General features: G+C 73.0%; 21 protein-coding genes. 11 read left to right on the plus strand and 10 right to left on the minus strand.

Annotation, left to right across the window (positions count from 1 at the left end; genetic code table 11):
- Positions 1–3: 3 nt before the first annotated feature.
- From ACH4FH_RS09185 to pssA, 4 genes are all read left to right on the plus strand, one after another.
- Entirely contained in the window at positions 4–528 is a 525-nt protein-coding gene (locus ACH4FH_RS09185) for a MaoC family dehydratase (protein ID WP_398555117.1), read from the plus strand.
- 2 nt (positions 529–530) lie between these two features.
- On the plus strand, positions 531–1,736 hold the full coding sequence (locus ACH4FH_RS09190) for an acyl-CoA dehydrogenase family protein (protein WP_393891777.1): 1,206 nt from the start codon (positions 531–533) through the stop codon (positions 1,734–1,736).
- 170 nt (positions 1,737–1,906) lie between these two features.
- Entirely contained in the window at positions 1,907–2,554 is a 648-nt protein-coding gene (locus ACH4FH_RS09195) for a phosphatidylserine decarboxylase (RefSeq protein WP_042161276.1), read from the plus strand.
- Positions 2,541–3,386 carry a CDP-diacylglycerol--serine O-phosphatidyltransferase gene (gene pssA, locus ACH4FH_RS09200; protein ID WP_398555118.1) on the plus strand — a complete coding sequence of 282 codons (846 nt, stop codon included), beginning with the start codon at positions 2,541–2,543 and terminating at the stop codon, positions 3,384–3,386. The genes ACH4FH_RS09195 and pssA overlap by 14 nt, the downstream gene beginning before the upstream one ends.
- 264 nt (positions 3,387–3,650) lie before the next feature.
- Here pssA and ACH4FH_RS09205 read toward each other — a convergent pair whose 3' ends face one another.
- A complete protein-coding gene (locus tag ACH4FH_RS09205) occupies positions 3,651–4,775 on the minus strand; it encodes a glycerate kinase (RefSeq protein WP_398555224.1) in 1,125 nt (374 codons plus the stop codon).
- Between the two features lie 193 nt (positions 4,776–4,968).
- Here ACH4FH_RS09205 and ACH4FH_RS09210 point away from each other — a divergent pair, with 193 nt between their 5' ends.
- Entirely contained in the window at positions 4,969–5,472 is a 504-nt protein-coding gene (locus tag ACH4FH_RS09210) for an NUDIX domain-containing protein (RefSeq protein ID WP_398555225.1), read from the plus strand.
- A gap of 90 nt (positions 5,473–5,562) precedes the next feature.
- Here ACH4FH_RS09210 and ACH4FH_RS09215 read toward each other — a convergent pair whose 3' ends face one another.
- From ACH4FH_RS09215 to pip, 3 genes are all read right to left on the minus strand, one after another.
- Positions 5,563–6,126, minus strand: coding sequence for a methylated-DNA--[protein]-cysteine S-methyltransferase (locus ACH4FH_RS09215; protein ID WP_398555119.1), 564 nt, complete (start codon positions 6,124–6,126; stop codon positions 5,563–5,565).
- Positions 6,127–6,137: 11 nt separating this feature from the next.
- Positions 6,138–7,610 (minus strand): AlkA N-terminal domain-containing protein, encoded by a 1,473-nt coding sequence (locus ACH4FH_RS09220; RefSeq protein ID WP_398555120.1) that lies wholly within the window; start codon positions 7,608–7,610, stop codon positions 6,138–6,140.
- A 110-nt stretch (positions 7,611–7,720) separates the two neighbouring features.
- A complete protein-coding gene (gene pip, locus ACH4FH_RS09225) occupies positions 7,721–8,680 on the minus strand; it encodes a prolyl aminopeptidase (protein ID WP_398555121.1) in 960 nt (319 codons plus the stop codon).
- A gap of 689 nt (positions 8,681–9,369) precedes the next feature.
- Here pip and ACH4FH_RS09230 point away from each other — a divergent pair.
- The 5 genes from ACH4FH_RS09230 to ACH4FH_RS09250 all read left to right on the plus strand — a co-directional run bounded on the left by ACH4FH_RS09230 (position 9,370) and on the right by ACH4FH_RS09250 (position 15,647).
- Entirely contained in the window at positions 9,370–9,597 is a 228-nt protein-coding gene (locus ACH4FH_RS09230; RefSeq protein ID WP_393891784.1) for a ferredoxin family protein, read from the plus strand.
- Between the two features lie 14 nt (positions 9,598–9,611).
- Positions 9,612–11,015: an ABC transporter substrate-binding protein gene (locus ACH4FH_RS09235; RefSeq protein ID WP_398555122.1), complete on the plus strand. Its 1,404-nt coding sequence runs from the start codon at positions 9,612–9,614 to the stop codon at positions 11,013–11,015.
- Positions 11,012–11,941 (plus strand): ABC transporter permease, encoded by a 930-nt coding sequence (locus tag ACH4FH_RS09240; protein WP_398555123.1) that lies wholly within the window; start codon positions 11,012–11,014, stop codon positions 11,939–11,941. Before ACH4FH_RS09235 ends, ACH4FH_RS09240 begins: the two co-directional genes overlap by 4 nt.
- Entirely contained in the window at positions 11,938–12,720 is a 783-nt protein-coding gene (locus ACH4FH_RS09245; RefSeq protein WP_398555124.1) for an ABC transporter ATP-binding protein, read from the plus strand. Before ACH4FH_RS09240 ends, ACH4FH_RS09245 begins: the two co-directional genes overlap by 4 nt.
- A gap of 173 nt (positions 12,721–12,893) precedes the next feature.
- On the plus strand, positions 12,894–15,647 hold the full coding sequence (locus ACH4FH_RS09250; protein ID WP_398555125.1) for a fumarate reductase/succinate dehydrogenase flavoprotein subunit: 2,754 nt from the start codon (positions 12,894–12,896) through the stop codon (positions 15,645–15,647).
- A 53-nt stretch (positions 15,648–15,700) separates the two neighbouring features.
- Here the strand turns inward: ACH4FH_RS09250 and ACH4FH_RS09255 are convergent, their stop codons facing one another.
- The 5 genes from ACH4FH_RS09255 to ACH4FH_RS09275 form a co-directional block, all read right to left on the minus strand.
- The gene (locus ACH4FH_RS09255; protein WP_398555126.1) at positions 15,701–15,913 is read right to left on the minus strand and encodes a hypothetical protein; all 213 of its coding nucleotides are present in this window, start codon (positions 15,911–15,913) and stop codon (positions 15,701–15,703) included.
- 147 nt (positions 15,914–16,060) lie between these two features.
- Positions 16,061–16,600 (minus strand): O-acetyl-ADP-ribose deacetylase, encoded by a 540-nt coding sequence (locus ACH4FH_RS09260; RefSeq protein WP_398555127.1) that lies wholly within the window; start codon positions 16,598–16,600, stop codon positions 16,061–16,063.
- A 125-nt stretch (positions 16,601–16,725) separates the two neighbouring features.
- On the minus strand, positions 16,726–18,138 hold the full coding sequence (locus tag ACH4FH_RS09265) for a phytoene desaturase family protein (protein WP_398555128.1): 1,413 nt from the start codon (positions 18,136–18,138) through the stop codon (positions 16,726–16,728).
- Between the two features lie 49 nt (positions 18,139–18,187).
- Positions 18,188–19,117, minus strand: coding sequence for an inositol monophosphatase family protein (locus ACH4FH_RS09270; protein ID WP_398555129.1), 930 nt, complete (start codon positions 19,115–19,117; stop codon positions 18,188–18,190).
- Between the two features lie 180 nt (positions 19,118–19,297).
- On the minus strand, positions 19,298–21,136 hold the full coding sequence (locus ACH4FH_RS09275; protein WP_398555130.1) for a gamma-glutamyltransferase family protein: 1,839 nt from the start codon (positions 21,134–21,136) through the stop codon (positions 19,298–19,300).
- 216 nt (positions 21,137–21,352) lie between these two features.
- Here ACH4FH_RS09275 and ACH4FH_RS09280 point away from each other — a divergent pair, with 216 nt between their 5' ends.
- Positions 21,353–22,123, plus strand: a complete 771-nt coding sequence (locus tag ACH4FH_RS09280) for an SIR2 family NAD-dependent protein deacylase (RefSeq protein ID WP_398555131.1) — start codon at positions 21,353–21,355, stop codon at positions 22,121–22,123.
- 52 nt (positions 22,124–22,175) lie between these two features.
- On the opposite strand, the gene ACH4FH_RS09285 is transcribed toward ACH4FH_RS09280, so the two are convergent.
- Complete coding sequence (locus ACH4FH_RS09285) at positions 22,176–23,750, minus strand: NCS1 family nucleobase:cation symporter-1 (RefSeq protein ID WP_398555132.1); 1,575 nt, start codon at positions 23,748–23,750, stop codon at positions 22,176–22,178.
- Between the last annotated feature and the right edge of the window lie 69 nt (positions 23,751–23,819).

A 23,819-nucleotide genomic window follows, 5' to 3' on the forward strand; every position in this document is an offset into this window, starting at 1 on the left:
GCGATGCAGTTCGGCCGTACCTACGAAGAGTTCACCGTCGGCGATGTCTACAAGCACTGGCCGGGGAAAACCGTCACGGAATATGACGACCACCTCTTCTGTCTGCTCACGATGAATCATCACCCGCTGCACATGGACAGCAACTACGCGGAGAAGACCACCGACTTCGGGAAGAATGTCGTGGTCGGCAATTACATCTACTCCCTGCTGCTGGGCATGTCGGTGCCGGACGTCTCCGGGAAGGCCATCGCCAACCTGGAGATCGAGTCCCTCAAGCACGTCGCGCCGACCTTCCACGGCGACACGCTCTACGGCGAGACGACGGTGCTGGACAAGACGCCGTCGAAGTCCAAGACGGACCGCGGCATCGTGTACGTCGAGACCAAGGGCTACAAGCAGGACGGCACCCTGGTCTGCGTCTTCCGGCGCAAGGTGATGGTCCCCACCGAGACCTACATCAAGGAGCGCGGCGGCGAGCAGCCCGGCCGCCCCGAGCTGCAGGCCCCTCCGGCAAAGAAGGAGAAGTAGCGATGAGTCGCCTTTCGCAGACCGAGGGCCTGACAGACATTCAGCGGGAAATTCTCTCCACCGTCCGCGATTTCGTGGACAAGGAGATCATTCCGGTCGCCACGGAGCTGGAGCACCGGGACGAGTACCCCACGCAGATCGTCGAGGGCCTCAAGGAACTCGGCGTTTTCGGCCTGATGATCCCCGAGGAGTACGGCGGCCTCGGGGAGTCCCTTCTCACCTACGCGCTGACGGTCGAGGAGATCGCGCGCGGCTGGATGAGCGTCTCGGGCATCATCAACACCCACTTCATCGTGGCGTACATGCTCAAGCAGCACGGCACGCAGGAGCAGAAGGACCACTTCCTGCCGAAGATGGCGGCGGGCGAGATCCGCGGCGCCTTCTCGATGTCGGAGCCGGCGCTGGGCTCCGACGTGTCGGCCATTTCCTCCAAGGGCGTGCGGGACGGCGACGAGTACGTCCTCAACGGCCAGAAGATGTGGCTCACCAATGGTGGTACCTCCACCCTCGTCGCGGTGCTGTGCAAGACCGACGAGGGCCACCCGGAGGGCACCGCGCCGCACAAGTCGATGACGACCTTCCTGGTGGAGAAGGAGCCGGGCTTCGGCGAGGTGCGGCCCGGCCTGACCATTCCGGGCAAGATCGACAAGATGGGCTACAAGGGGGTCGACACCACCGAGCTGATCATGGACGGCCTGCGGATCCCGGCCGACCGGGTGCTCGGCGGCGAGACCGGACGTGGCTTCTATCACATGATGGACGGCGTCGAGGTCGGCCGCGTCAATGTGGCCGCGCGCGGCTGCGGTGTCGCTCAGCGAGCCTTCGAGCTGGGGGTTTCCTACGCCCAGCAGCGACACACCTTCGGCAAGCCCATCGCCCAGCATCAGGCCATCCAGTTCAAACTGGCCGAAATGGCCACAAAGGTCGAAGCGGCCCATGCAATGATGGTGAACGCCGCTCGCAAGAAGGACTCGGGTCAGCGCAACGACCTCGAGGCGGGCATGGCGAAGTACCTGGCCTCCGAGTACTGCAAGGAGGTCGTCGAAGACGCCTTCCGCATCCACGGCGGCTACGGCTTCTCCAAGGAGTACGAGATCGAGCGTCTCTACCGCGAGGCCCCGATGCTCCTGATCGGTGAAGGTACCGCCGAGATCCAGAAAATGATCATTGGTCGCCGGCTACTGGAGGAGTACCGAATCCAGGGGTGAACGCCCTGTTTGGGGCGCTTTCGTCTTGACGAAGATCACACCCCGTCATCGTTCTTCGGCCATGGATTGGCTCTGGCTCTTGGCCAGTTGCCGCCCGCAACCGATAGCATCCCCGGAAAGCCGCCGTCCCCCGTACCCATACGCGGCATCCTCCGCTACGAAGGTCATCCATGCCCCACAGCCAATCCTCTGCACAACGCGGTCGTGTCCGCCTCGCGCGCGGAGCGTCGCCGTGGCTCCTGCCGACCGTCGCCACGGCAGCGGTCAGCCTCGCCCGGTCCCGCCGGTCGGGCCGCTGGGCTGCTGTCGCCGTGCCCACCACCGCACTGGCGGCGGGCATGCTGTGGTTCTTCCGCGACCCGGAGCGGGAGATCGCTCAGGGCCGCGTCATCTCCCCGGCCGACGGCGTGGTGCAGAGCATCATGCCGTGGAAGGACGGGCGCACCCGCGTCGCGATCTTCATGAGCCCGCTGAACGTACACGTCAACCGCGCGCCGCTGGCCGGCACGGTGACGTCCGTGGAGCACATCCCCGGTGGATTCGTTCCGGCGTTCAACAAGGAGAGCGAGAACAACGAGCGGGTCGTCTGGCACTTCGACACCGAGCTCGGCGACATCGAGATGGTGCAGATCGCCGGCGCGGTGGCTCGGCGCATCGTCCCGTACGTGCCCCAGGGCACCAAGGTCGAGCAGGGTGAACGCATCGGCTTGATCCGCTTCGGCTCGCGGGTCGACGTCTACCTCCCGGAGGGCGTCGAGGCAGCGGTCGAGGTCGGCCAGGCCACCACCGCGGGGGTGACTCGTCTTGACCGTGATTGATCCCGAGACGCAGGCGGGCTGGGCACCCGAGACCGAGGAAGAGGACGACATGCCGCTGTCCACGCGGCTGTCAATAGCGGACACCCTCACCCTCGGCAACGCGATCTGTGGCTTCATGGCCGTGTACTTCACGACCACCGGCGTCCTCATCCCGCACCTGACGGGGACCGAGGACGGCGGTATGGCCCGGCACAGCGCGGCCATGGCCGTGATCCTGATGCTGCTCGCGTCGGTGTTCGACCTCTTCGACGGACTGGTGGCCCGCAAGCTGCGCAGCTCCGCGATGGGGGCCGAGCTGGACAACCTCTCCGACCTGATCAGCTTCGGCCTGGCACCCGCCTACTTCGTCGTGACCTGGGGCATGGTCGCCCAGGACGCGCATCAGCGGGTGTCGCTGGTAGCGGCGGTCGTGGTGCTGCTCGCGGTGGTGCTGCGGCTCGCGCGGTTCTCCTGCGTCACGCTGCGCGACGGAATTTTCCAGGGCATGCCGAGTCCGTTCGGCGCCCTGACCGTCGTCGCGATCGTGCTGCTGGAGCTGCCGTTCCTGCCGACGCTGCTGGCGATCATCGGGGTGGCCTGGCTGATGGTGAGCCGGGTCGAGTACCCCAAGCCGCGGGGTCGGCTCGCGGTGGCGATGCTCAGCTGGATCGTGCTCAGCATGGGCATGCTCGCGGCCTGGGCGCTGGACGCCCCCGGTGGCCAGCTGCTGCTGCAGACCGGCTGCGCCCTGCAGGTGGTCATGGGCGCGATGATCCCGCTGTTCGCGACGGCCCGGAGGGTCAACACCTTCCGCGACAACCGCCGCGAGGCGCGCGCCGCGCAGCACCCGTAGCCCACCCGCACCCACAACGCCGAGAGCCCCGAGCGCATCCTGCGCTCGGGGCTCTCGCGTTTTCGGGGGACCCGGAGCGCCCGTGGAACCGTGAGGTGTCGGAGAAGGGCCTGTGGGGGCTCTGTGGGCCTCTGTACGCCGCTGGAGACTTTCTCCGGGGTGAGGGCTGGGAGAAGCCGCTGCCGGGCTCTTACGCCCGCAAGGGGGCAGGGAGGGCCGGCAGCGGGCTGAGGTCGCCCGGTGCCGGCCCTCCCTGCCGCCGGCTCAGACCAGGAAGTCGCGGGCCAGGCTCTCGGCCGCCCGCTCCAGCAGCGGGCCCGCCTCGGCCATGCAACGCGCCGGGTCCGGCTCCAGCTCCGTCAGCGCGTAGGCGCGCCGGATGCCGGCCGCGACCAGCGCGTCCTGCGGCAGCGCGAGCCGGCCGCAGACCGCGACCACGTCGATGCCCGCGGCCCGCGCGGCGGCGGCCACCCCCGCGGGCGCCTTGCCGTGCAGCGTCTGCTGATCGAGCGAGCCCTCGCCGGTGATGACGAAGGTGGCGCGGGCCAGGGCGGGTGCGAAGCCCAGCACATCGAGCATGACGTCGATGCCGGGCCGGAACGCCGCGTCGAGGCCGACCAGCGCGCCGTAGCCGATGCCGCCCGCGGCGCCCGCTCCGGGCGCCAGGGCGTGCTCCGCGGCCTTGGCGCCGACGGTGCGCTCCAGCACCTCGGCGTAGTGCGCGAGGGCGGCGTCCAGCGTCGCGACGTCCTCCTCGCTCGCGCCCTTCTGCGGGCCGTAGACCGCGGGCGCGCCCTTCGGGCCCGTGAGCGGGTTGTCGACGTCGCTGGCGAGCACGATGTCGGTGTGCGCCAGCCGGGGGTCGAGGCCCGACAGATCAGCCGTGGCGAGAGCCTGGAGCGGGCCGCCGCCGGGCGCCACCGGCTCGCCGTCCGCGTCGAGGAACCGGGCGCCGAGCGCCGCGAGCATCCCCGCGCCGCCGTCGGTCGTGGCGCTGCCGCCGACACCGAAGACGATCGAGGTCGCGCCCGCGTCGAGCGCCGCGAGGAGCAGCTCGCCGGTGCCGTACGTGGTCGCCGTGAGAGGTGCGAAGACGCCCTCCGGGAGGTGTTGCAGGCCGGATGCCTCCGCCATCTCCACGACCGCGGTGCCGTCGGCGCGCAGCGCGAAGGTGGCCGTCACCGGACTGCCGGTGGGGCCGGTGACCCGGGCCTGGTGCCGGGTGAAGCCGGCCGCGAGCGCCGCGGCGACCGTGCCGTCACCGCCGTCCGCGACCGGTATGGCCGCCACGTCCAACGTGGGGATCACGCGTCGCAGACCGGCCGTGACGTGCTCGGCGACCTCGACGGCCGTGAGCGAACCCTTGAACTTATCCGCGGCGATCAGCACATGTGCTGTGTTTGTCCTTGCTGCGTCCGCCACCGTGTTTCCCCTTGCTTTCGAACTGGCAGTCGCGCCGCTGTGACCTTATCCGGCGAGCGGCCCGGCGAACAGGGCCGACCGGTCGCAGGCGCGGTCGAACGCGCCTTTGCGCGGGCTCGAAGATCCGCCGGACACGCTCTAGGCTCGCGCCGTGACGACCATGGATTACGCCACTTACCTCGCCGGACTGCCCCGTGTGCTCGCGGGAGCGGGTGCCGTCTTCCGGGATGCGGACGGCCGCATCCTGCTGGTGGAGCCCAACTATCGCGACACCTGGCTGGTGCCGGGCGGGACCGTCGAGTCGGACGCCGGCGAGTCGCCCCGGCAGGCCGCCCGCCGCGAGACCGCCGAGGAGATCGGCCTGGACGTCGAGCTGGGCGCGCTGCTCACCGTCGACTGGGTGCGCGGGGAGGGGCGGCCGCCGCTGGTGTCGTACCTCTTCGACGGCGGGGTGCTGGAGCCGGATCGGCTCGCCGCCATCCGGCTCCAGGAGGAGGAGCTGCTGTCCTGGCGGCTGGTTCACCTCGACGAGGCGCGGACCCTGGTGAGCGCGCAGATGGCCCTGCGCCTCGGCGCCGCCCTCAAGGTCCTCGCGGAGGGCGGCGGCCCCGCGGAACTGGAGGACGGCGTGCCGCCTGCGGGCGCTGCCGGCGTGTCGGCGTGATGTGCGCCGCCGCGCGGCGGCTTCCGGCAGCGGCCCCGCCGCCCGCGTGCCAGGGGGCGTAGCGCGGCTTCACCCCCTGGCCGCGGTGCCTCAGCCCCAGGTTTCCGCCGGGAACAGGGCGCTGTCCTCGCGCTCGAAGGCGAGCAGTTGGCGCTTGCGGTCCAGGCCGCCGCCGTAGCCGGTGAGGCTGCCGTTGGCGCCGACGACTCGGTGACAGGGGACGACGATCCCGACCGGGTTGCGTCCGTTGGCCAGCCCTACCGCGCGGGCCGCCGACGGTGCGCCGAGACGTTCGGCCAGCCGGCCGTAGCTGAGTGTCCGGCCGTACGGAATGGTGCACAGGGCTGCCCAGACCCGTCGTTGGAAGGGCGTGCCGCGCAGCGCCAGCGGGAGGTCGAAGGTGGTCAACTCGCCGCGGAAATACGCCTGGAGCTGGGCGATGGTCGCGGCGAAGGGGGCCTCACGGGGGTCCGCGGGGAGGCCGAAGGTCTCCTGGGGCGGGCGGTGGCGCTGGTCGGTCATGTAGAGGCCGGTGAGGGCGGCGCCTTCGGCGACGAGGGTCAGCGGGCCGACCGGGGTGCCGTCCAGGACGGTGTGGGTGCGGGCCTGCGCGTCCGCGGTGTGGTGGGGGTGCTGGGGCATGGGAGCGGTCATGGCAGCGGGACTCAGTTCGTGGGGAGACGGTTGATGGGGTGGTCGTCCGTCGCCCAGAGGTACTGGACGGCGTAGGCACGCCAGGGACGCCAGATCGCGGAGCGCTTGACGAGAGCCGCGGGCGTGTCGGGCAGACCGAGCCGTGCGGCGGCGCGGCGCAGTCCGAGGTCGGTGGGGGTGAAGGCGTCGGGATCGCCGAGGGCGCGCATCGCGATGCATTCGACGGTCCACGGGCCGACGCCCGGCAGCTCCGCGAGCCGCGCGCGGGCCTCCTCCCGGTCACTGCCCACGCCGAGGTGCAGGCCCCCGGAGGCGAGGGCGGCGATGACGCCGGTGAGCGTGGCGCGGCGGGTGCGGGGCATGGCCAGGGACTCCGGATCCAGCGTGGCGAGTGCCGCGGCGGACGGGAAGAGGTGGCTGAGGCCGCCGCCCGGGTCGTCGATCGGCTCGCCGTGCGCGAGGACCAGCCGCCCCGCGTGGGTGCGGGCCGCGGCGGTGGAGACCTGCTGGCCGAGCACCGCGCGGACCGCGAACTCGTCGGCGTCGACGGTGCGCGGGACGCGGCGGCCCGGCGCCTTGTCGACGAGCGGGGCCAGCTGCGGATCCTCCCGCAGCAGCCCGTCGACGGCCTCCGGGTCCGCGTCGAGGTCGAGCATCCGGCGGCAGCGGGCGATGGCACCCGCGAGGTCGCGCAGATCGGTGAGGGCGAGCCGGCAGTCGATGTGATCGGGGCGCGGGGAGAGGGCGACGATGCCGTGGCCGTAGGGCAGCGTGAGGGTGCGGCGATAGGCGCCGTCCCGCCACTCCTCGACGCCCGGGACGGCGGTGGCCGCGAGGTGGCCGAAGAGGTTGTCGGGGTTCAGCGGCTGCCGGAAGGGGAGCCGCAGCGTGAGGGTGCCGGGGGCGGCGGTGCGCGGGCCGGGCCTGGCGCGCTCGCGCAGCTCGGTCGGGGCGAGCGCGAAGACCTCCCGGACGGTCTCGTTGAAGGTACGGATGCTGGCGAAGCCGGCGGCGAAGGCGACATCGGCCATCGGCAACGCGGTGGTCTCCACCAGCAGCCGGGCGGTCTGGGCGCGTTGGGCGCGGGCCAGGGCGAGCGGCCCCGCGCCGAGTTCGGCCAGGAGCTGGCGCTCTGTCTGGCGGGTGCTGTAACCGAGGCGGCCGGCGAGCCCCGGGACTCCCTCGCGGTCGACGACGCCGTCCGCGATCAGCCGCATGGCGCGGGCGACCAGGTCGGCCCGCTCGTCCCACTGCGGCGAGCCGGGGCTGGCGTCCGGGCGGCAGCGCTTGCAGGCCCGGAACCCGGCCTGCTGAGCGGCGGCGGCGCTCGGGTAGAAGCGCATGTTCTCCGGCTTGGGCGGCACTACCGGGCAGCTGGGGCGGCAGTAGATTCGGGTCGTGAGCACGGCGGTGTAGAACCAGCCGTCGAAGCGGGCGTCCTTGGACTGCACGGCCCGCAGACAGCGCTCGATGTCGGTGTGCATGACCTCAGGATTCCTCAGTCCCCCGACCCCGGCTGGCGAGAATCCGACATCAAGGTCGCGGCCCCCGGGCGGGCCGCCCGACCCGCCGGCACCCCTGGGCGCCCGGCGGGTCAGGTACCCGCGTACCGGTCGAGCGCCGCGATCACCTGGGCCTGCGTGGCGTCGCTCCCCTTGTGCCCGGCGTCGTCGAGGACGATCAGCCGGGCGTCGGGCCAGGCCCGGGACAGCTCCCACGCGGTGCCGACTGGGCCCGCCATGTCCTGGCGCCCGTGGATGAGCACCCCGGGGATGCCGGCGAGTCGCCCGGCGTCGCGCAGCAGGGCGCCCTCCTCCAGCCACGCGCCGTGGGAGAAGTAGTGCGAGCAGATCCGGACCAGCGCCACCCGGGCTGCGGAGGGCCGGTCGCCGTAGGGATGGGCACTGCCGGACGGCTCCAGGGAGAGGACCGTGTCCTCCCAGGCGCACCAGTCGGCGGTCGCCCGCTCCCGGACGGCGGGGTCGGGGTCCGCCATCAGACGGGCGTACGCCCCGACGAGGTCGCCGTCACGGGGCGCGCCGCGGGCGCCGGCGGCGAAGCGCTCCCACTCCTCGGGGAAGAACCGGCCGACGCCCCGGTAGAGCCAGTCGATCTCCGAGCGCCGGGTCGTGGTGACGCCGGGGATGACGATCTCCGACACGCGGTGCGGGTGGCGCTGCGCGTACGCCAGGAGCAGCGTCGAACCCCACGATCCGCCGAAGAGCAGCCAGCGGTCGATGCCCAGGTGCTCCCGCAGCCGCTCCATGTCGGCGAGCAGATGCCCGGTCGTGTTGTGCCGCATGTCGGTGGCCGGGTCGCTCGCGTGCGGGGTGCTCCGGCCGCAGCCTCGTTGGTCGAACAGGACGGTGCGGTAGCGGTCGGGGTCGAAGTGCCGGCGCGCGCCGGCCGTGCAGCCCGACCCCGGTCCGCCGTGGACGACCAGGGCGGGCTTGCCGTCGGGGTTGCCGCAGACCTCCCAGTACACGAGGTTGCCGTCGCCGACGTCGAGCATCCCCGTGTCGTACGGCTCGATCGCCGGATATCGCTCGGCCAACTCCTGGTCTCCTTCCGCGCAGTTGACGAACCGCCCACCCTGCCACGCACCGGCCGGCCGCGCGACGTTACGCCCGAGGGGCGCCGCTGCCCGCGGGAGGGCCACGCGGCGGTACCCGCTGTGCGCGCAAGTGGCAGATCTTGCCGTTGCCGCGACAAAACAGCAGGTCAAAGGGGTGCCTAGGGAGCGTCAGGTGGCGCAACACTTCAGCAACACCATGTGCGCCGTCGCGTCGGTATGGTCCACCGCATGCCAGCCGAACGTATCCGCCAGCACACGAGTCCGGTCGCGGCCACCCGCCGCGGCGGGCTCCGCGCCGACCGCGCCCGGGCCGGCTGTACGGGAAGCCCCGCGCGGTGCGGCTGTTCTGATGCGGGCACGCATCAGTCACCTGGCCGGCCTCCCCGCCGGCCCGAACTCCGTACTCCCCCAAGGTCCTAGGGCGGACACGCCTCAGGGAGCAAGGGCACAAGGAATGAAGGGTCCCCGGCGCGGGGACCGCCTCACCATCCGGGCCTGCCATCGCCCGCCCGAGCCCTGCCGACGGGAGCCCGCACCCGCCGACGGTGGTCAGCTCGCTGTTCTTTGACCTGTCCGCGCCCTCTCCCGGCGCCCGCCCATCCCCCTTCGCCACACCCGCCCCGCCCCTGCCCTGCCCTGCCTGCTCGCACCGTGTTCTGGAGACCGCCATGCCTCTTGCGCCCCAACGTGCCGACGTGCCCGTGACCATCGACGAGTCCAAGTGCATCGACGGCTGCACGCTCTGTGTCGACATGTGTCCGCTCGACTCGCTCGCCATCGACCCGGCCAGCGACAAGGCGTACATGCACGTCGACGAGTGCTGGTACTGCGGCCCGTGCGCTGCCCGCTGCCCGACCGGCGCGGTCACGGTCAACATGCCCTATCTGTTGCGATGAAAGGTTCCCCGCTCATGCTGCCGCCCCCGTCCGCGCCGGCCGCGTCCGCGCCGGCCGGCCGCCCGGCCCGCCGTGCCGCGCTCGCCGCCGCCCTGTCCACGGCCCTGCTTTCCTCGCTCACCGCCTGCGGCACCGACGCGGACGCCGCGGACGGCAACACGGTGACCGTGACCGTCGGCTACCAGTCCAAGACCATCAACACCGTCACCGCCGGCACCCTGCTGCGCTCGCTCGGCTCCTTCGAGCGCGAGCTGCGCGCCCAGGGCCGCCGCGACGGCAAGACGTACAAGGTCGTGTGGCAGGACTACGCCACCGGTGCGCCGATCACCGCTCAGATGGTCGCGGGGAAGGTCGACATCGGCTCGATGGGCGACTTCCCGCTGCTGCTCAACGCGGCCCGCGGCAAGCAGCTGGACGCCCCCACCCGGCTGATCTCCACCACCGGCTACAACCTGCGCGGCGCGCTCAACACCGTCGTCACCGCACCCGGCTCCCGGCTGCGCTCGCTGGCGGATCTGCGCGGCAAGAAGGTCTCCACCAGCGTCGGTTCGGCCGCCGACGGCACCCTCGTACGGGCCCTCCAGCAGGCCGGGATCGACCCCGAGCGCGGCATCCGCAAACTCAACCAGCAGCCGGCGGTGGGTGCTTCGGCCCTGCAGTCGGGCAGCGCGGACGCCCTCTCGCAGTTCGTGGCCTGGCCAGGGCTGCTCGCCTTCCAGGGCAAGGCGAAGGCGCTCTACGACGGTGGCGCGCTGAACCTGCCCACCTTCCACGGCGTCACGGTGCGCGACGCGTTCGCCGACCGGCGGCCGGCCGTGGTCAAGGCGTTCCTGGCGGCGCAGCGTGACGCGACGCGCTACCTGAAGGACCATCCCGTCGACGCCGCCCAGCGGGTGGCGAGGTCCACCGGGCTGCCGCCCGAGGTGGTCTACCTCTACAACGGCGCGGGCGGCATCGCGACCTTCGATCCCACGCTCAAGCCGGCCCTCGTCGCGGCCCTGAAGAAGGACGTCGCGGTGCTCCGCTCGGCGAAGCTGACCGGTCCTGTCGATGTGGACGCGTTCGTCGACGACCACTACGTCAAGCAGTCGTACGGCGGCGGCTACGCCAAGGCGCGGCGCTCCACCGCCCATCCGTCGGCGCACGAGGTGTGGCTGCGCGGCGAGGACCGCACCCACTCCTTCGCCGAACCGTCGGCCCTGCTGCGGTTCGCCGCCGCGCACCCCGGCCGGGTCCGGGCCGCGTACGTGGCCGATGCGACGACCGGCACCCGCTGGTACGCGAACCGCTCGGTCTGGGTCCGCGACGGCGAGCGGCTCCTGCCCTTCGCCACCGCGGCGACCGCCCAGGGCTGGGTGGACGACCATCCGGGCGCCCGCACCATCCGTTATGCCGCCGCGCTGGAGCGTGCCAGGTGAGCGCACCCGTCGAGCAGGTGTCACCCCTGGCCGGGGCACCGAAGGCCGGTGCCCCGGCCAGGACCGGGGGCCGCCGGACCTGGGCCCGCCACGCGCGGCGCGCCGCCTCGCTCCTGACCGCGCTGGCGCTGTGGCAGCTGCTGACGCACTTCCGTGTCAACGGGTGGCTGCGCTTCTCGCAGCTGCCGACCGTCACCGAGACCGCCCACGAGTTCGGCCTGCGGCTCGCCCGTGCCACCTACTGGCAGGACCTCACCGACAGCCTCACGCGGATCCTCAGCGGCTTCGCCCTCGCGGCGGTCCTCGGCATCGCCGTCGGCACCGCCGTCGCCAGGTCGCCGCTCGCCGCCGATCTGCTCGGCCCGCTGCTCGAAGTCCTGCGCCCCATACCGGCGATCGCGCTGGTTCCGGTCGCGATCCTGCTGTTCCCCGGCAATGAGCAGGGCATCGTCTTCATCACCTTCGCCGCCGCGTTCTTCCCGGTCACCGTCTCCACCCGGCACGCCGTACGGGCACTGACGCCGGTCTGGGAGGAAGCGGTGCGCACCATGGGCGGCGGACGGTGGCGCGTCCTGTGGTCGGTGGTGCTCCCGGGGGCGCTGCCCGGCATCCTCGGCGGGCTGTCGGTGGGTATCGGCGTCGCCTGGATCTGCGTGATCTCCGCCGAGATGATCTCCGGCGAGTACGGCGTGGGCTACCGGACCTGGCAGGACTACACGATCGTCGACTATCCGGGCGTCTTCGTCGGCATGGCCACCATCGGGCTGCTCGGCTGGCTCACGTCCACGGCGGTGGAGCTGCTGGGCCGCCGGGTGACCCGCTGGCTGCCGCGCACCGCCTCCGGCCGCCCCGAGCCGTCCACCGGCCGCATCCGGTGGCGGGCCGGCCGGTCCGCCCCTGACCGTGGAGAGCGAGCACCGTCGTGACCAGTACCGACGTCACCACATCCGTCCCCTCCCAGGCGCCGGGCCGCGGCGTGCGGCTGACGCTCCGTGACGCCGTGCTCGGACGCCCCGGCAGTCCCGTACTGCGCAGCCTGGACCTCGATGTCGCCCCCGGCGAGATCCTGACCGTCGTCGGACCGTCCGGCTGCGGCAAGTCCACCCTGCTGCGGACCCTCGCCGGTCTGCTGCCGCCCCTCGGCGGGCAGGTCGGGCAGGCAGGCGAATCGATCGACGGGCCCGCCGCCGACCGGGCGCTGGTCTTCCAGGAAGACGCCCTGCTGCCCTGGCGCAGCCTGCGCGCCAACGTCGTCCTGCCGCTGGCCATCCGGGGCGTGCCGCGCGCGGAGCGCCGCGCGCGGGCGGACGACTGGCTGGCGCGGGTCGGTCTCACCGAGCACGCCGCCCGGCTGCCGCACCATGTCTCCGGTGGTCAGCGGCAGCGCGCGCAGCTCGCCCGCGCCCTGGCGGGGGAGCCGCGCGCCGTCCTCATGGACGAGCCGTTCGGCGCGCTCGACGCACAAACCCGCGCCGGAATGCAGGAGTTGCTGGTGACGGTGCTGCAAGGCACGCACTCCACCGTCGTCTTCGTCACCCATGACGTGGACGAGGCGCTGTTCCTCGGCGACCGGGTCGCGCTGCTCGGCACCGGGCGGGTGCGGACGGTCCCCCGGCCACGGGAGCGCGCCGCGCACCGTGACGCCGCGACGGTGGCGCTGCGCCGCGAGATCCTCGCATCGCTCGGCGAGCGCACGACCGACTGAACGACGCCCCCGACCGGCGCCCCACACGCGCCCGCACCGGCACTCCCGTCGGCACGGGCCCCGACCGGCCACGTCACCGGCTCACCACCCCCGCCACCCGGCTCCCGCGCCCGTCAACGGGCCGGCTCGTCACTCCCCCGACCGGCGTGACACGGCAACTGAAAGGCACCGCCATGGAGATCCCCGCCCTCGAAAGCGCCGAGGAACTGTCCTGTGACGTCCTCGTCATCGGCGGCGGCACCGCCGGCACCATGGCGGCCCTCACCGCCGCCGAACACGGCGCGTCCGTCCTGCTGTTGGAGAAGGCGCACGTCCGCCACTCCGGCGCGCTGGCCATGGGCATGGACGGCGTCAACAACGCGGTCATCCCCGGCCGCGCCGAGCCCGACGACTACGTCGCGGAGATCACCCGCGCCAACGACGGCATCGTCGACCAGTCCACCGTCCGCCAGACCGCGACCCGCGGCTTCGCGATGGTCCAGCGACTGGAGTCGTACGGCGTGAAGTTCGAGAAGGACGAGCACGGCGAGTACGCGGTGCGCCAGGTGCACCGCTCCGGCTCGTACGTCCTGCCCATGCCCGAGGGCAAGGACGTCAAGAAGGTCCTCTACCGGCAGCTGCGCCGCCGCGAGATGCGCGAGCGGATCCGCATCGAGAACCGCGTCATGCCGGTGCGGGTGCTGACCGCCGGCGGCCGGGCGGTGGGCGCGGCGGGGTTCAACACCCGCACCGGGCAGTTCGTCACCGTCCGCGCGGGCGGGGTGATCCTCGCGACCGGCGCCTGCGGACGGCTCGGCCTGCCCGCCAGCGGATACCTCTACGGCACCTACGAGAACCCCACGAACGCCGGCGACGGCTACGCCATGGCCTACCACGCGGGAGCCGAACTCACCGGTATCGAGTGCTTCCAGATCAACCCGCTGATCAAGGACTACAACGGCCCGGCCTGCGCCTATGTCGCCAACCCCTTCGGCGGCTACCAGGTCAACCGGCACGGCGAGCGGTTCGTCGACTCCGACTACTGGTCGGGCCGGATGATGGCCGAGTTCGCCGCCGAGGTCGCCTCCGAACGCGGCCCGGTCTACCTCAAGCTCAGCCACCTCCCGGAGGAGTCCGTCGCGGCCCTCGAAGGGATCCTGCACACCACCGAACGCCCCACCCGCGGCACCTTCCACGCCGGGCGGGGGCACGACTACCGCACCCACGACATCGAGATGCACATCTCCGAGATCGGGCTGTGCGGCGGGCACTCGGCCTCCGGCGTGCGTGTCGACGAGCACGCCCGCACCACCGTGCCCGGCCTGTACGCGGCCGGCGACCTGGCCTGCGTGCCGCACAACTACATGATCGGCGCCTTCGTCTTCGGTGACCTGGCGGGTGCCGACGCGGCCCGGTGCACGCCGTACGAAGGCGAGTTGCCCGCCACCCAGCTGCGCGACGCCCACGAGCTGATCTACCGTCCGCTGCGCCACCCCGAAGGCCCGCCGCAGCCGCAGGTCGAATACAAGCTCCGCCGCTTCGTCAACGACTACGTCGCGCCTCCCAAGAGCGGCGCCCGGCTCTCGCTCGCCGTCGAGCACTTCGAGCGGATGCGGGACGACATCGACGGCATGGGCGCCCGCACGCCGCACGAGCTGATGCGGTGCGCCGAGGTCAGCTTCATCCGCGACTGCGCCGAGATGGCCGCCCGGTCCTCCCTGGCCCGCACCGAGTCCCGCTGGGGCCTCTACCACGAGCGCACCGACCACCCGCAAAGCGACGACACCGACTGGCTGCACCACCTGGACCTGCGCAAGTCGGCGTCGGGAGCGATGGAGTTCACCGCCCGGCCGGTCGATCCCTACCTCGTCCCGGTCGAGGAGTACACACCGGTGGGCGGCGCCGCCCGCTTCATCGGCGAGGTCCACCCCGAACAGGTCGCCACGGCCGGCCGCCGTGACGTCCCCCCAGTGGGGTCCGGTGGGCAGACCTCGGGCGATTCCGGCACCGGGGCACCGGGCGGAGACGCGGACCTCTCGATCGGCGCAGGCCGGGACAGCGGGGCCGCGAACGTCCCCGGCCGCTCTCCTCGCATCCTGGAGCTGCTCGCCCTCACCGAGGAGCAGCCCGGTCTCGCGGCGCTGCGCACCTACCTCGACGACGCCGACCCTGCGGTCCGCCGCGCCGCCGTCGACACACTCACCGAGAGCCTCCCGGACGGCACAGGACCGGCGCTCGCCGCACTGCTCGCCGACGCCGACCCGGCTGTCCGCGCCACCGCCGCCGCGTCACTGCGGGAACTCGTGGAGGTGCTGCCGGCGGAGCCCGCACTGCGCGAACCGCTCGCCGCCGCGCTCCGCCGGGACGACCCGCGCGTCAGCTCGGCGGCCCTGGAAGTGCTGCGCGCCCTGCGCCTCGGCGACGCGGCCCTCTTCACGGCCGCGCTCGACGACCCCGCCGTGGAGGTGCGCGTCCAGGCCGTGCGCGCCCTGGTCTCCGTCGACGCGGCCGACGCCCTGGCCCGCGCCGCCACGGACCCCGCACGCGAGGTACGGGTGGCCGTGGCCCACGGCCTGGGCACCGTGGGCGGGCCGGAGGGGCTGAAGGACCTGGTGAACGACAGCGACATCCTCGTACGGGCGGCGGCCCTCACCGCACTGGCGACCACCGGCTGCCCGCCGCCCTTCGACGCGGCGGCGGTCACCGCGATCGGCGATACGGCCTGGCAGGTCCGCACGGGTGCGGCCACCGCCCTGTCGGCCGCCGCCGGACCGGCCGTCCCCGCACTGCTGTCGGCCCTGGACGACCGGCACGCCGACGTACGCAAGGCGGCCGTACGCGCGCTGGCGGCCCACGCCGGCCGGGCGGGCGTCCGCGAGGCTCTCGCGGGGATGGCGTCCGACCCGGACGCGGACGTCCGCGCCTACGCGCTGCGGGCGGCCGGCTGACGGATGCGGAGCGGGGCGGGGCGGGGCGGGGCGGGGGCTTTACCTACGCCCCGTCACCGGCCCGCGCGGTCCCCCAGGTTGCTGCTGATGGTCTCCAGCTGGGCTCGAATACCCGTCAGCTCGCGCAGGACCTCCCGCTGGTGGAGCGCCTGGGCGATCTGCGTCAACGCCGCCGCCTTCGCACCGGGGTCCGTGATCTTGGCCGCCAGTTCCTTCGCGTCGTCGAGCAACTCGCTGGTTTCCGCGCTCCAGTGCTGTTCGGACATGTCGCTCTCCTGCCGTTGCGGATCGTCGGCCCGTTGCGGATCTTCTGCGTCACCTCTGCCCACCCCTCGGGCCACGGAACCGCGCCGGGCGCCCTCCCTTGGATCCGGCCCGCCGCGGACCGGGCCGGCGCGGGGCAGCGCCTGGCGTCAGTGCACCTGCGCGGTGAAGGCCGCATACGCACGCTCGTCGAAGAGGACGAAGCGCACCTCTTCCACCGCCGTGTTGGTGTCCCGCACCGTTTCCACCGCGATCCGGGCGGCGTCCTCCAGAGGCCAGCCGTAGATGCCGGCGGAGATGGCGGGGAAGGCGACGGTGCGGGCGCTCAGCTTGTCGGCGACCCGTAGGGACTCGCGGTAGCAGGAGGCCAGCAGGTCGCTGCGGTCCTCGGACTCCGCGTACACCGGGCCGACGGTGTGGATCACCCAGCGGGCCGGGAGCCGGCCCGCGGTGGTGGCGACGGCCGCGCCGGTGGCCAGGCCACGGCCGTAATGGGAGGCGCGCAGGGCACGGCAGGCGGCGAGGATCTCGGGGCCGCCGTGGCGGTGGATCGCGCCGTCCACTCCCCCGCCGCCCAGGAGGGAGGAGTTGGCGGCGTTGACCACGGCGTCCACGGTCTGTTCGGTGATGTCGCCCTGGACAAGGGTGAGGGTGACGGCGGAGTCATGACCGGAGTCGGAGGCGCTCATGGTGCCGATCCTAGGCAATGTCCGGCGCGCCTCAGGGCGGTCGGCCGCCGCGCGTTGGCCGGTAGCGGGCGAGTGCCCTGAAGCGGCGACGAGTGGGCCGGGCCGACGCCCCGGGGGCGCTCTCCCTACCGGTTTGTCGCGCGCAGGCGGCGCCACACCGCCTTGGCGGCGTGGTGCCCTGACATGCCGTGGACACCGGGGCCGGGCGGGGCGGCCTGGGAGCAGAGGAACACGGCGGGGTGGGCGGTCTCGTAGGGGACCCGGGTCAGCTTGGGCCGAACGAGCAGGCGCAGGCCGGCCGCGGAGCCGGTGGCGGTGTCGCCGCCGACGTAATTGGCGTTGCGGGAGGCGAGTTGGGGCGGCCCGGCGACCGCGCGGGCCAGGACGAGGTCGCGGAAGCCGGGGGCGAAGCGCTCGATCTGCCGCTCGACCACGGCCGTGGCGTCGCCTTCCCAGCCGTTGGGCACATGCCCGTACGCCCAGAAGGTGTGCTTGCCCTCGGGGGCGCGGGTGGCGTCGATCAGGCTGGGCTGGGCGGTGATCAGGAACGGCACGGACGGGTCCCGGCCCTGGGCTGCGGCGTCCAGCGCGGCGCCGATCTCCCCGCTGGTGGGGCCGATGTGGACGGTGCCGGCCCGGTGGGCCTCCTTCGCCGCCCACGGCACGGGGCCCGACAGCGCGTAGTCGACCTTGAAGACGCTGGGGCCGTACCGCACGTCGCGGTAGGCGTTGCCCAGGCCGGCGATCCTGGCGAGGGCGGTCGGTGAGGTGTCGAAGACATAGGCGCGGGCCGGCGGCAGATCGTCGAGACGCTTGACCTCGAAGTCGGTGTGCACCGCTCCGCCGTGGGCGCGCAGCAGGCCGGCGAGGGCGTCGGAGATGGCCTGGGATCCGCCGCGCGGAATCGGCCAGCCGTGGGAGTGCGCGGCGAGCGCGAACATCAGGGCGATGCCGGAGGTACCGAGGCCGCCGAGCGACGCCATGGAGTGCGCCGCGAGGCCGGCCAGGAGCGCGCGCGCCTTCTCGTCATGGAAGCGGCGGTTGAGGAGGGTGACCGGCTGGATCGCGGAGAGCCCGAAGCGGGCGTAGGTCAGCGGGTCGCCGGGGAGGCCGAGCCACTGGGTGCGGAGGAAGTCGCGCGCCATGGCGTCCCACTTGCCGATGAACGGCGCGACGAGCCTGCGGTACGTCCCGGCGTCGCGCGGGCCGAAGGACATCGCGGTCTCGCCCACGGAGCGGCTCAGTATGGCGGCCGTGCCGTCCGGGAAGGGATGGGCCATCGGGAGGTCGGGCTGGAGCCACTCCAGGCCGAACCGCTCCAGCGGCATGGTGGCGAAGGCGGGCGAGCCCAGGCCGAGCGGGTGCACGGCCGAGCAGGGGTCGTGGCGGAAACCGGGGAGGGTCAGCTCCTCGGTGCGGGCTCCGCCGCCGATGGTGTCGCGGGCCTCGAAGACTTCGACGGACATGCCCCGGCGAGCCAGTTCGACGGCCGCCGTCAGACCGTTGGGTCCCGCCCCGATCACCACGGCATCGAGCATCCTCGGCACCTGCGCCACTCCCCTCACGTCCGGCCCTCGCCGTCGAGGGTCAGTTGGCGGCTGCCAGCAGTCCGAGGATACGCCGCGCCGTCTCCGCGTCCCGCGCCGCGGTGAAGGGCAGCGCGTTGTCGCCCTCGATGCGGAACGGCTCCCCGGCAACGGTGCCGCTCGCGCCGCCCGCCTCGTGCACCAGGAGCAGCCCGGCGGCGTGGTCCCAGCAGTTCTCCCAGCTGAACGCGGTGGCGTCGATCTCGCCGCGGGCGACGTGCAGATACTCCAGGCCCGCCGAGCCGCAGGGGCGCGGGGCGATGCCGCCGGTGTCCAGGGCGGCGAGCACCCGCTTCTGGTCGTCGTCGGTGAAGTCGTAGTGGGAGATGGCCACATCGAGGACCGCGCCGGAGGCGGCGCTGCCGGTGCGCAGCGGGACGCCGTTCAGCTCGGCGCCGGCGCCGAGGCGGGCGACGGCCATCAACTCCAGTGCGGGGGCGTACGTCCACGAGGCCAGCACCTCGCCGCGGTGGGCGAGCGCGACAAGCGTCGCGAAGCCGGGGTCGCCGTGGACGAACTGGCGGGTGCCGTCGACCGGGTCGACGATCCAGACCGGGGCGTCGCCGTGCAGCGCCCGCAGAACGGTCGGGTCGGCGTGCACCGACTCCTCGCCGACGACGAGGGAACCGGGGAGCAGGGCGGTCAGCGCGGCGGTGAGGTGCTCCTCCGCCAGCCGGTCGGCGCTCGTGACGAGGTCGTGCGGGCCGTTCTTCTCGATGATGTCGTCGGCGGCGAGCCGCCGGAAACGCGGCATGATCTCGTCGGCCGCGGCCCGGCGGATCGCGGTCTCCACGGCGGCGAAATCGAGCGCCGACAGGTCGGGGGCGGCGGACCGGGGAACGGCGGGAGTGGTGGCGGTCGGGGTGACGGCGGCCACATCGGTGGTATTCGCGGTATCTCCCGAGGGTTGGGTACGAAGTGCATCGATCATGTATCCATCGAACCACGCCCCACTGACACGAGGGCTGGACGGCAGGTGAACTCCCGATGCCGCGAGAGGCACGGCCCCGCGCCGCCCGGCTCCCGGGGCCGCCGGGCGGGGCGGCGGGGAGCCGCCCCGCCGCCCCGCCCCGGAGCGGCCCCCTCTCCGCCTCTCCGCTCCTCCGCCGGTTCAGCGCCCCACCGCGTACCCCTGCATCCCCCGCGGATTCGCCGCCGCGGAGAGCACGCCCGTCTCCGGGTCCCTCAGCACGGCGCACAGCCGCCCTTCCGACCAGGCGTCACCGACCGTGACGTGGTGACCACGCCGGCGCAGCTCCTCGATGACCGGCGTGCCGATCCGGGACTCCACGGTGACGCTGCCTGGCCGCATGGCGCGGGGGAAGAAGGAACCGGGGAAGGAGTCGTTGTGCCAGTTCGGGGCGTCGATGGCGCCCTGCAGGTCGAGGCCACCGCGGACCGCCGGGCGGAGTACGGCGGCGAGGAGGAAGTGCACCTGCCACTGGTCCTGCTGGTCGCCGCCGGGCGTACCGAAGGCCATGACCGGGATCCCGTCACGCAGTGCGAGGGAGGGGGTGAGGGTGGTGCGGGGGCGGCGCCCAGGGGTGAGGGAGTTCGGCAGCCCGTCCTCCAGCCAGGCCATCTGCAACCGGGTGCCGAGCGGGAAGCCGAGGGCCGGAATCACCGGGTTGGACTGGAGCCAGCCGCCGGAGGGCGTCGCGGAGACGAGGTTGCCCCAGCGGTCCACGATGTCGATGTGGCAGGTGTCACCCCGCGTGGCGCCGTTCCGGTCGATCTCGGGGGCGACCTCGGAGGGCACGCCGCGGGCGACCGTCGGCTCCCCCGCACCGCTGCCGGAGACTCCCGTCGCGTCGCACGCGCCCTCGCCCGCCGCGACCGCCAGCGCGTGCTTGCTCAGCCGCGGGGTACGGCCGTCGGGGCTGCCGGGCCGCAGCGCGTACGAGGCGCGCTCGCCGATCAGGGCCCGGCGGGCGGCGTTGTAGTCGGCACTGAGCAGCGTGTCCAGCGGCACCTCGTCGGCATCGCCGTACCAGGCCTCGCGGTCGGCCATCGCGAGCTTGGTGCCCTCGATGAGGAGATGGACGTACTCGGGGGTGCCGTAGGCGGGCAACTCATCAGGCAGCAGGGCGAGTTGCTGGAGGAAGGCCGGGCCCTGGGACCAGCCGCCGGCCTTGGCCACGGTCCAGCCGTTCCAGTCCTGGGTGACGGGCTCCTCGTAGGTGGCGGAGAAGGCGGCCAGGTCGTCGCCGGAGAGGGTGCCCGCGTGGCGTTCCCCCGAGGTGTCCTTGGCCGGCCGGGCGGCGAAGTCGGCGAGGGCCTCGCCGATGAAGCCCTCACGCCATACCCGGCGGGCGGCGTCGATCTGCGCCCCACGGCCGGCCGACGCCGCCTCGGCCTCGGCGATCAGCCGGCGCCAGGTAGCGGCCATCGGCCGGTTCCTCAGCAGGCCGCCGGGGGCGACGGACCTGCCGCCCGGGAGGTAGATCTCCGCGGAGGTGGTCCACTCGGTCTCGAAGAGCTCGCGGACCGTCTCGACGGTCTCACCGATGCGTTCGACGGCGGGGTGTCCGTGCTCGGCGTAGCCGATCGCGTACCGCAGCACCTCGGCGAGGGTCTTGGTGCCGTGGTCGCGCAGCAGCAGCATCCAGGCGTCGAAGGCGCCGGGCACGGCGGCGGCGAGCGGCCCGGTGCCGGGGACGAGGTCCAGGCCGAGCGCCGTGTAGTGCGCCACGCTCGCCCCGGCCGGGGCCGGGCCCTGGCCGCACAGCACCCGCACCGGTCCGTCCGCGGGCGCCAGGATGATCGGTACCTCGCCCGCCGGCCCGTTCAGGTGCGGCTCCACCACGTGCAGCACGAAACCCGCCGCGACCGCCGCGTCGTAGGCGTTGCCGCCGTCCTCCAGGATGGCCATCGCGGACTGCGACGCCAGCCAGTGCGTGGTGGAGGCCATCCCGAAGGTGCCTTGGAGGGTGGGGCGAGTGGTGAACACGGGGCTCCTCGTTCGGTGCGGGCGGGTCGTTCCGTGCGGGCGGGGCGGGGCGGACAGTCACTGCGAATCCGGCAGTCACTGTGGGCGGTGGTGCTCGTGGGGAGGGTCTCCCCGGCCGGCCGGATCGTATGCACCGCTACGAGTCGCCGATGCCGGCACCGAGCAGTGAGGAAAAGCGACAGGACGACAGCCCCACCGGCTGCGTACGCTCGCGGCATGACCGGCACCGACCCGACTCCCGACCAGCCGTCGCCCCCGCAGCCGTCCCACCGCCCGCTGGTGGCGATCATGAGCGGAGCGGGTATCTCCACCGACTCCGGGATCCCCGACTACCGCGGCCCGAACGGGGTGTGGCGGCGCGACCCGGAGGCGGAGAAGCTCGTCACCTACGACTCGTACATGGCCGATCCGGAGATCCGCCGCCGCTCCTGGCGGATGCGGCAGGACAGCCCGGCGTTCCGGGCGCGGCCGAACGCCGCCCATGAGGCCGTAGCCCGGTTGGAGCGGTCCGGTACGCCGGTGCGCGTCATCACCCAGAACGTCGACGGGCTGCACCAGCTCGCCGGAGTGCCCCCGCGCAAGGTCCTGGAGCTGCACGGCACCATCCGCGCCGTGACCTGCACCCGCTGCCATGCCCGGTCCTCGATGGAGGAGGCGCTGGCTCGGGTGGCGGCGGGCGATCCCGACCCCGCGTGCCTGGTGTGCGGCGGCATCCTGAAGTCGGCGACGGTGATGTTCGGTGAGCGGCTCGACCCGCAGGTGCTGGGCACGGCGCTGGGCGTGGCGAAGGCTGCCGAGGTCTTCCTGGCGGTCGGCACGACGCTCCAGGTGCAGCCCGCGGCCTCCCTCGCCGGGGTGGCGGCCGAGCACGGCGCCCGGCTCGTCATCATCAACGCCGAGCCGACGCCGTACGACGAACTCGCCGACGAGGTGATCCGCGAGCCGATCGGCAGCGCACTGCCGGGACTGCTCGCGGACCTCGCCTGACGCGGCGTGCCCGGCCGGAGCCCGGCTGCTCCCGCGTGCGCGCCGGGCGTGCTCAGTGCGGCGCGGCGGCCTCCGCGGCCGCCCTGCGGTGGGCGCGCGCCGTGGGCAGCATCAGCAGCGTGTAGAGGAGCAGCGAGGTGGTCAGCCCCACGGCCCAGCCATAGTCGGCGAGCGGCTTGAGGGCGGGAATGAGGCCGTCGGCGGGGAAGGGCCCCTTTCCCGGCTGGGAGTAGGAGCCTCCGACGGCGAGCAGGCCGCCGGTGCCGAAGGCGGCCACCGCCCGCCAGTTCCAGCCGCGCGCGTACCAGTAGCGGCCGTCGGGCCGGTAGAGGTCCGCGAGGTCGAGCAGGGTGCGGCGGACGATCCAGTAGTCGGCGATGAGGATGCCGGCGACGGCGCCGAGCAGACCGCCGACCACGCCGAGCCACAGGAAGATGTACAGCTCGGGGGTGGCGGTGAGCTTCCACGGGAGGATGAGGACGCCGACGACGCCCGTGATCAGGGCGCCCCGGCGGAAGGTGAGGAACCGGGGGGCGAGATGGGCGAGGTCGTAGGCGGGTGAGACGACGTTGGCCGCGATGTTCACCGAGATGGTCGCGATGAGGACGGTCACCAGCGCGAAGACCAGGCCGAAGACGTTGTCCGTCTTGCCGGCCAGGGCGACCGGGTCCCAGATCGGGGCGGCGTAGACGGCCTGCGAGCCGGAGGTGACGAAGACCGACAGCAGCGCGAACGCGGTCATGGTGGTGGGCAGGCCGAGCGTCTGGCCCCAGATCTGGGCCCGCTGCCCGGCGCCGAAGCGGGTGAAGTCCGGGATGTTGAGGGAGAGCGTGGCCCAGAAGCCGATCATGCCCATCAGGGAGGGGAAGAAGACCGGCCAGAAGTCGGCGTCCCAGCCGAGGGTGCCGGGCTGGTCGAGGAGCGGGCCGAGGCCGCCGGCCTTGCCGGCCATCCAGATCAGCAGCACCACGGCGCCGATGAGGACGAAGGGCGCCGCCCAGTTCTCGAAGCGCCGGAGTGTCTCCATCCCCCGGTGGATGATGGCGAGTTCGAGGGCCCAGAAGGCGAGGAAGCAGAGCCACAGCGTCCACGGATAACCACCGATGACCGCCGCGTCGGCCCAGCTTCCGCCGGTTATCTTGCCGAGCAGGATGTAGATGCCCTGGCCGCCGATCCACGTCTGGATGCCGAACCAGCAGCAGGCGACCGCCGCCCGGATCAGTGCCGGGAGGTTGGCGCCGCGCAGTCCGAAGGAGGCGCGGGCCAGAACGGGGAAGGGTATGCCGTACTTCGGCCCGGCGTGGCCGGTGAGCAGCATCGGCCCGAGGACGACGACATTGGCCAGCGCGATGGTGAACACGGCCTGTTTCCAGTCCATGCCGAGTGCGACGAGGCCGGAGGCGAGCGTCCAGGACGGGATGTTGTGGGCCATGCCGACCCAGAGCGCGGCGAAGTTGTAGGTGGTCCAGCGGCGTTCGGCCAGGGGGACCGGACGCAGGTCGGCGTTGACGTACCGGCCGTGCGACTCGATCGCGCCGGGGGCCGGCTCCACGCGCCCGTCGGCGGTACGGCGGTCCGCGGGCGGCTCGGGAACGTCCGGCGGCACGGGTGGCGAGGTGGCGGTCATGCGGAGACCTTTCGTCCGGACACGGGTCGCCGGCCGCCGGGGCGCGGCGGCCGGCGCGCGGTGCCCCGG

Source organism: Streptomyces sp. NPDC017993 (assembly GCF_044328065.1).
Lineage (GTDB): Bacteria > Actinomycetota > Actinomycetes > Streptomycetales > Streptomycetaceae > Streptomyces.

Bases quoted from the DNA above. Each gene is read 5' to 3' on its own strand.
- ACH4FH_RS09260 (WP_398555127.1), bottom strand. From the start codon at position 16,600: ATGAGCGCCTCCGACTCCGGTCATGACTCCGCCGTCACCCTCACCCTT.
- ACH4FH_RS09255 (WP_398555126.1), bottom strand. From the start codon at position 15,913: ATGTCCGAACAGCACTGGAGCGCGGAAACCAGCGAGTTGCTCGACGAC.
- ACH4FH_RS09185 (WP_398555117.1), top strand. From the start codon at position 4: ATGCAGTTCGGCCGTACCTACGAAGAGTTCACCGTCGGCGATGTCTAC.
- ACH4FH_RS09210 (WP_398555225.1), top strand. From the start codon at position 4,969: ATGGATTACGCCACTTACCTCGCCGGACTGCCCCGTGTGCTCGCGGGA.
- ACH4FH_RS09215 (WP_398555119.1), bottom strand. From the start codon at position 6,126: ATGACCGCTCCCATGCCCCAGCACCCCCACCACACCGCGGACGCGCAG.
- ACH4FH_RS09195 (WP_042161276.1), top strand. From the start codon at position 1,907: ATGCCCCACAGCCAATCCTCTGCACAACGCGGTCGTGTCCGCCTCGCG.
- ACH4FH_RS09190 (WP_393891777.1), top strand. From the start codon at position 531: ATGAGTCGCCTTTCGCAGACCGAGGGCCTGACAGACATTCAGCGGGAA.
- ACH4FH_RS09250 (WP_398555125.1), top strand. From the start codon at position 12,894: ATGGAGATCCCCGCCCTCGAAAGCGCCGAGGAACTGTCCTGTGACGTC.
- ACH4FH_RS09280 (WP_398555131.1), top strand. From the start codon at position 21,353: ATGACCGGCACCGACCCGACTCCCGACCAGCCGTCGCCCCCGCAGCCG.
- ACH4FH_RS09230 (WP_393891784.1), top strand. From the start codon at position 9,370: ATGCCTCTTGCGCCCCAACGTGCCGACGTGCCCGTGACCATCGACGAG.
- ACH4FH_RS09235 (WP_398555122.1), top strand. From the start codon at position 9,612: ATGCTGCCGCCCCCGTCCGCGCCGGCCGCGTCCGCGCCGGCCGGCCGC.
- ACH4FH_RS09265 (WP_398555128.1), bottom strand. From the start codon at position 18,138: ATGCTCGATGCCGTGGTGATCGGGGCGGGACCCAACGGTCTGACGGCG.
- ACH4FH_RS09285 (WP_398555132.1), bottom strand. From the start codon at position 23,750: ATGACCGCCACCTCGCCACCCGTGCCGCCGGACGTTCCCGAGCCGCCC.
- ACH4FH_RS09220 (WP_398555120.1), bottom strand. From the start codon at position 7,610: ATGCACACCGACATCGAGCGCTGTCTGCGGGCCGTGCAGTCCAAGGAC.
- ACH4FH_RS09270 (WP_398555129.1), bottom strand. From the start codon at position 19,117: ATGATCGATGCACTTCGTACCCAACCCTCGGGAGATACCGCGAATACC.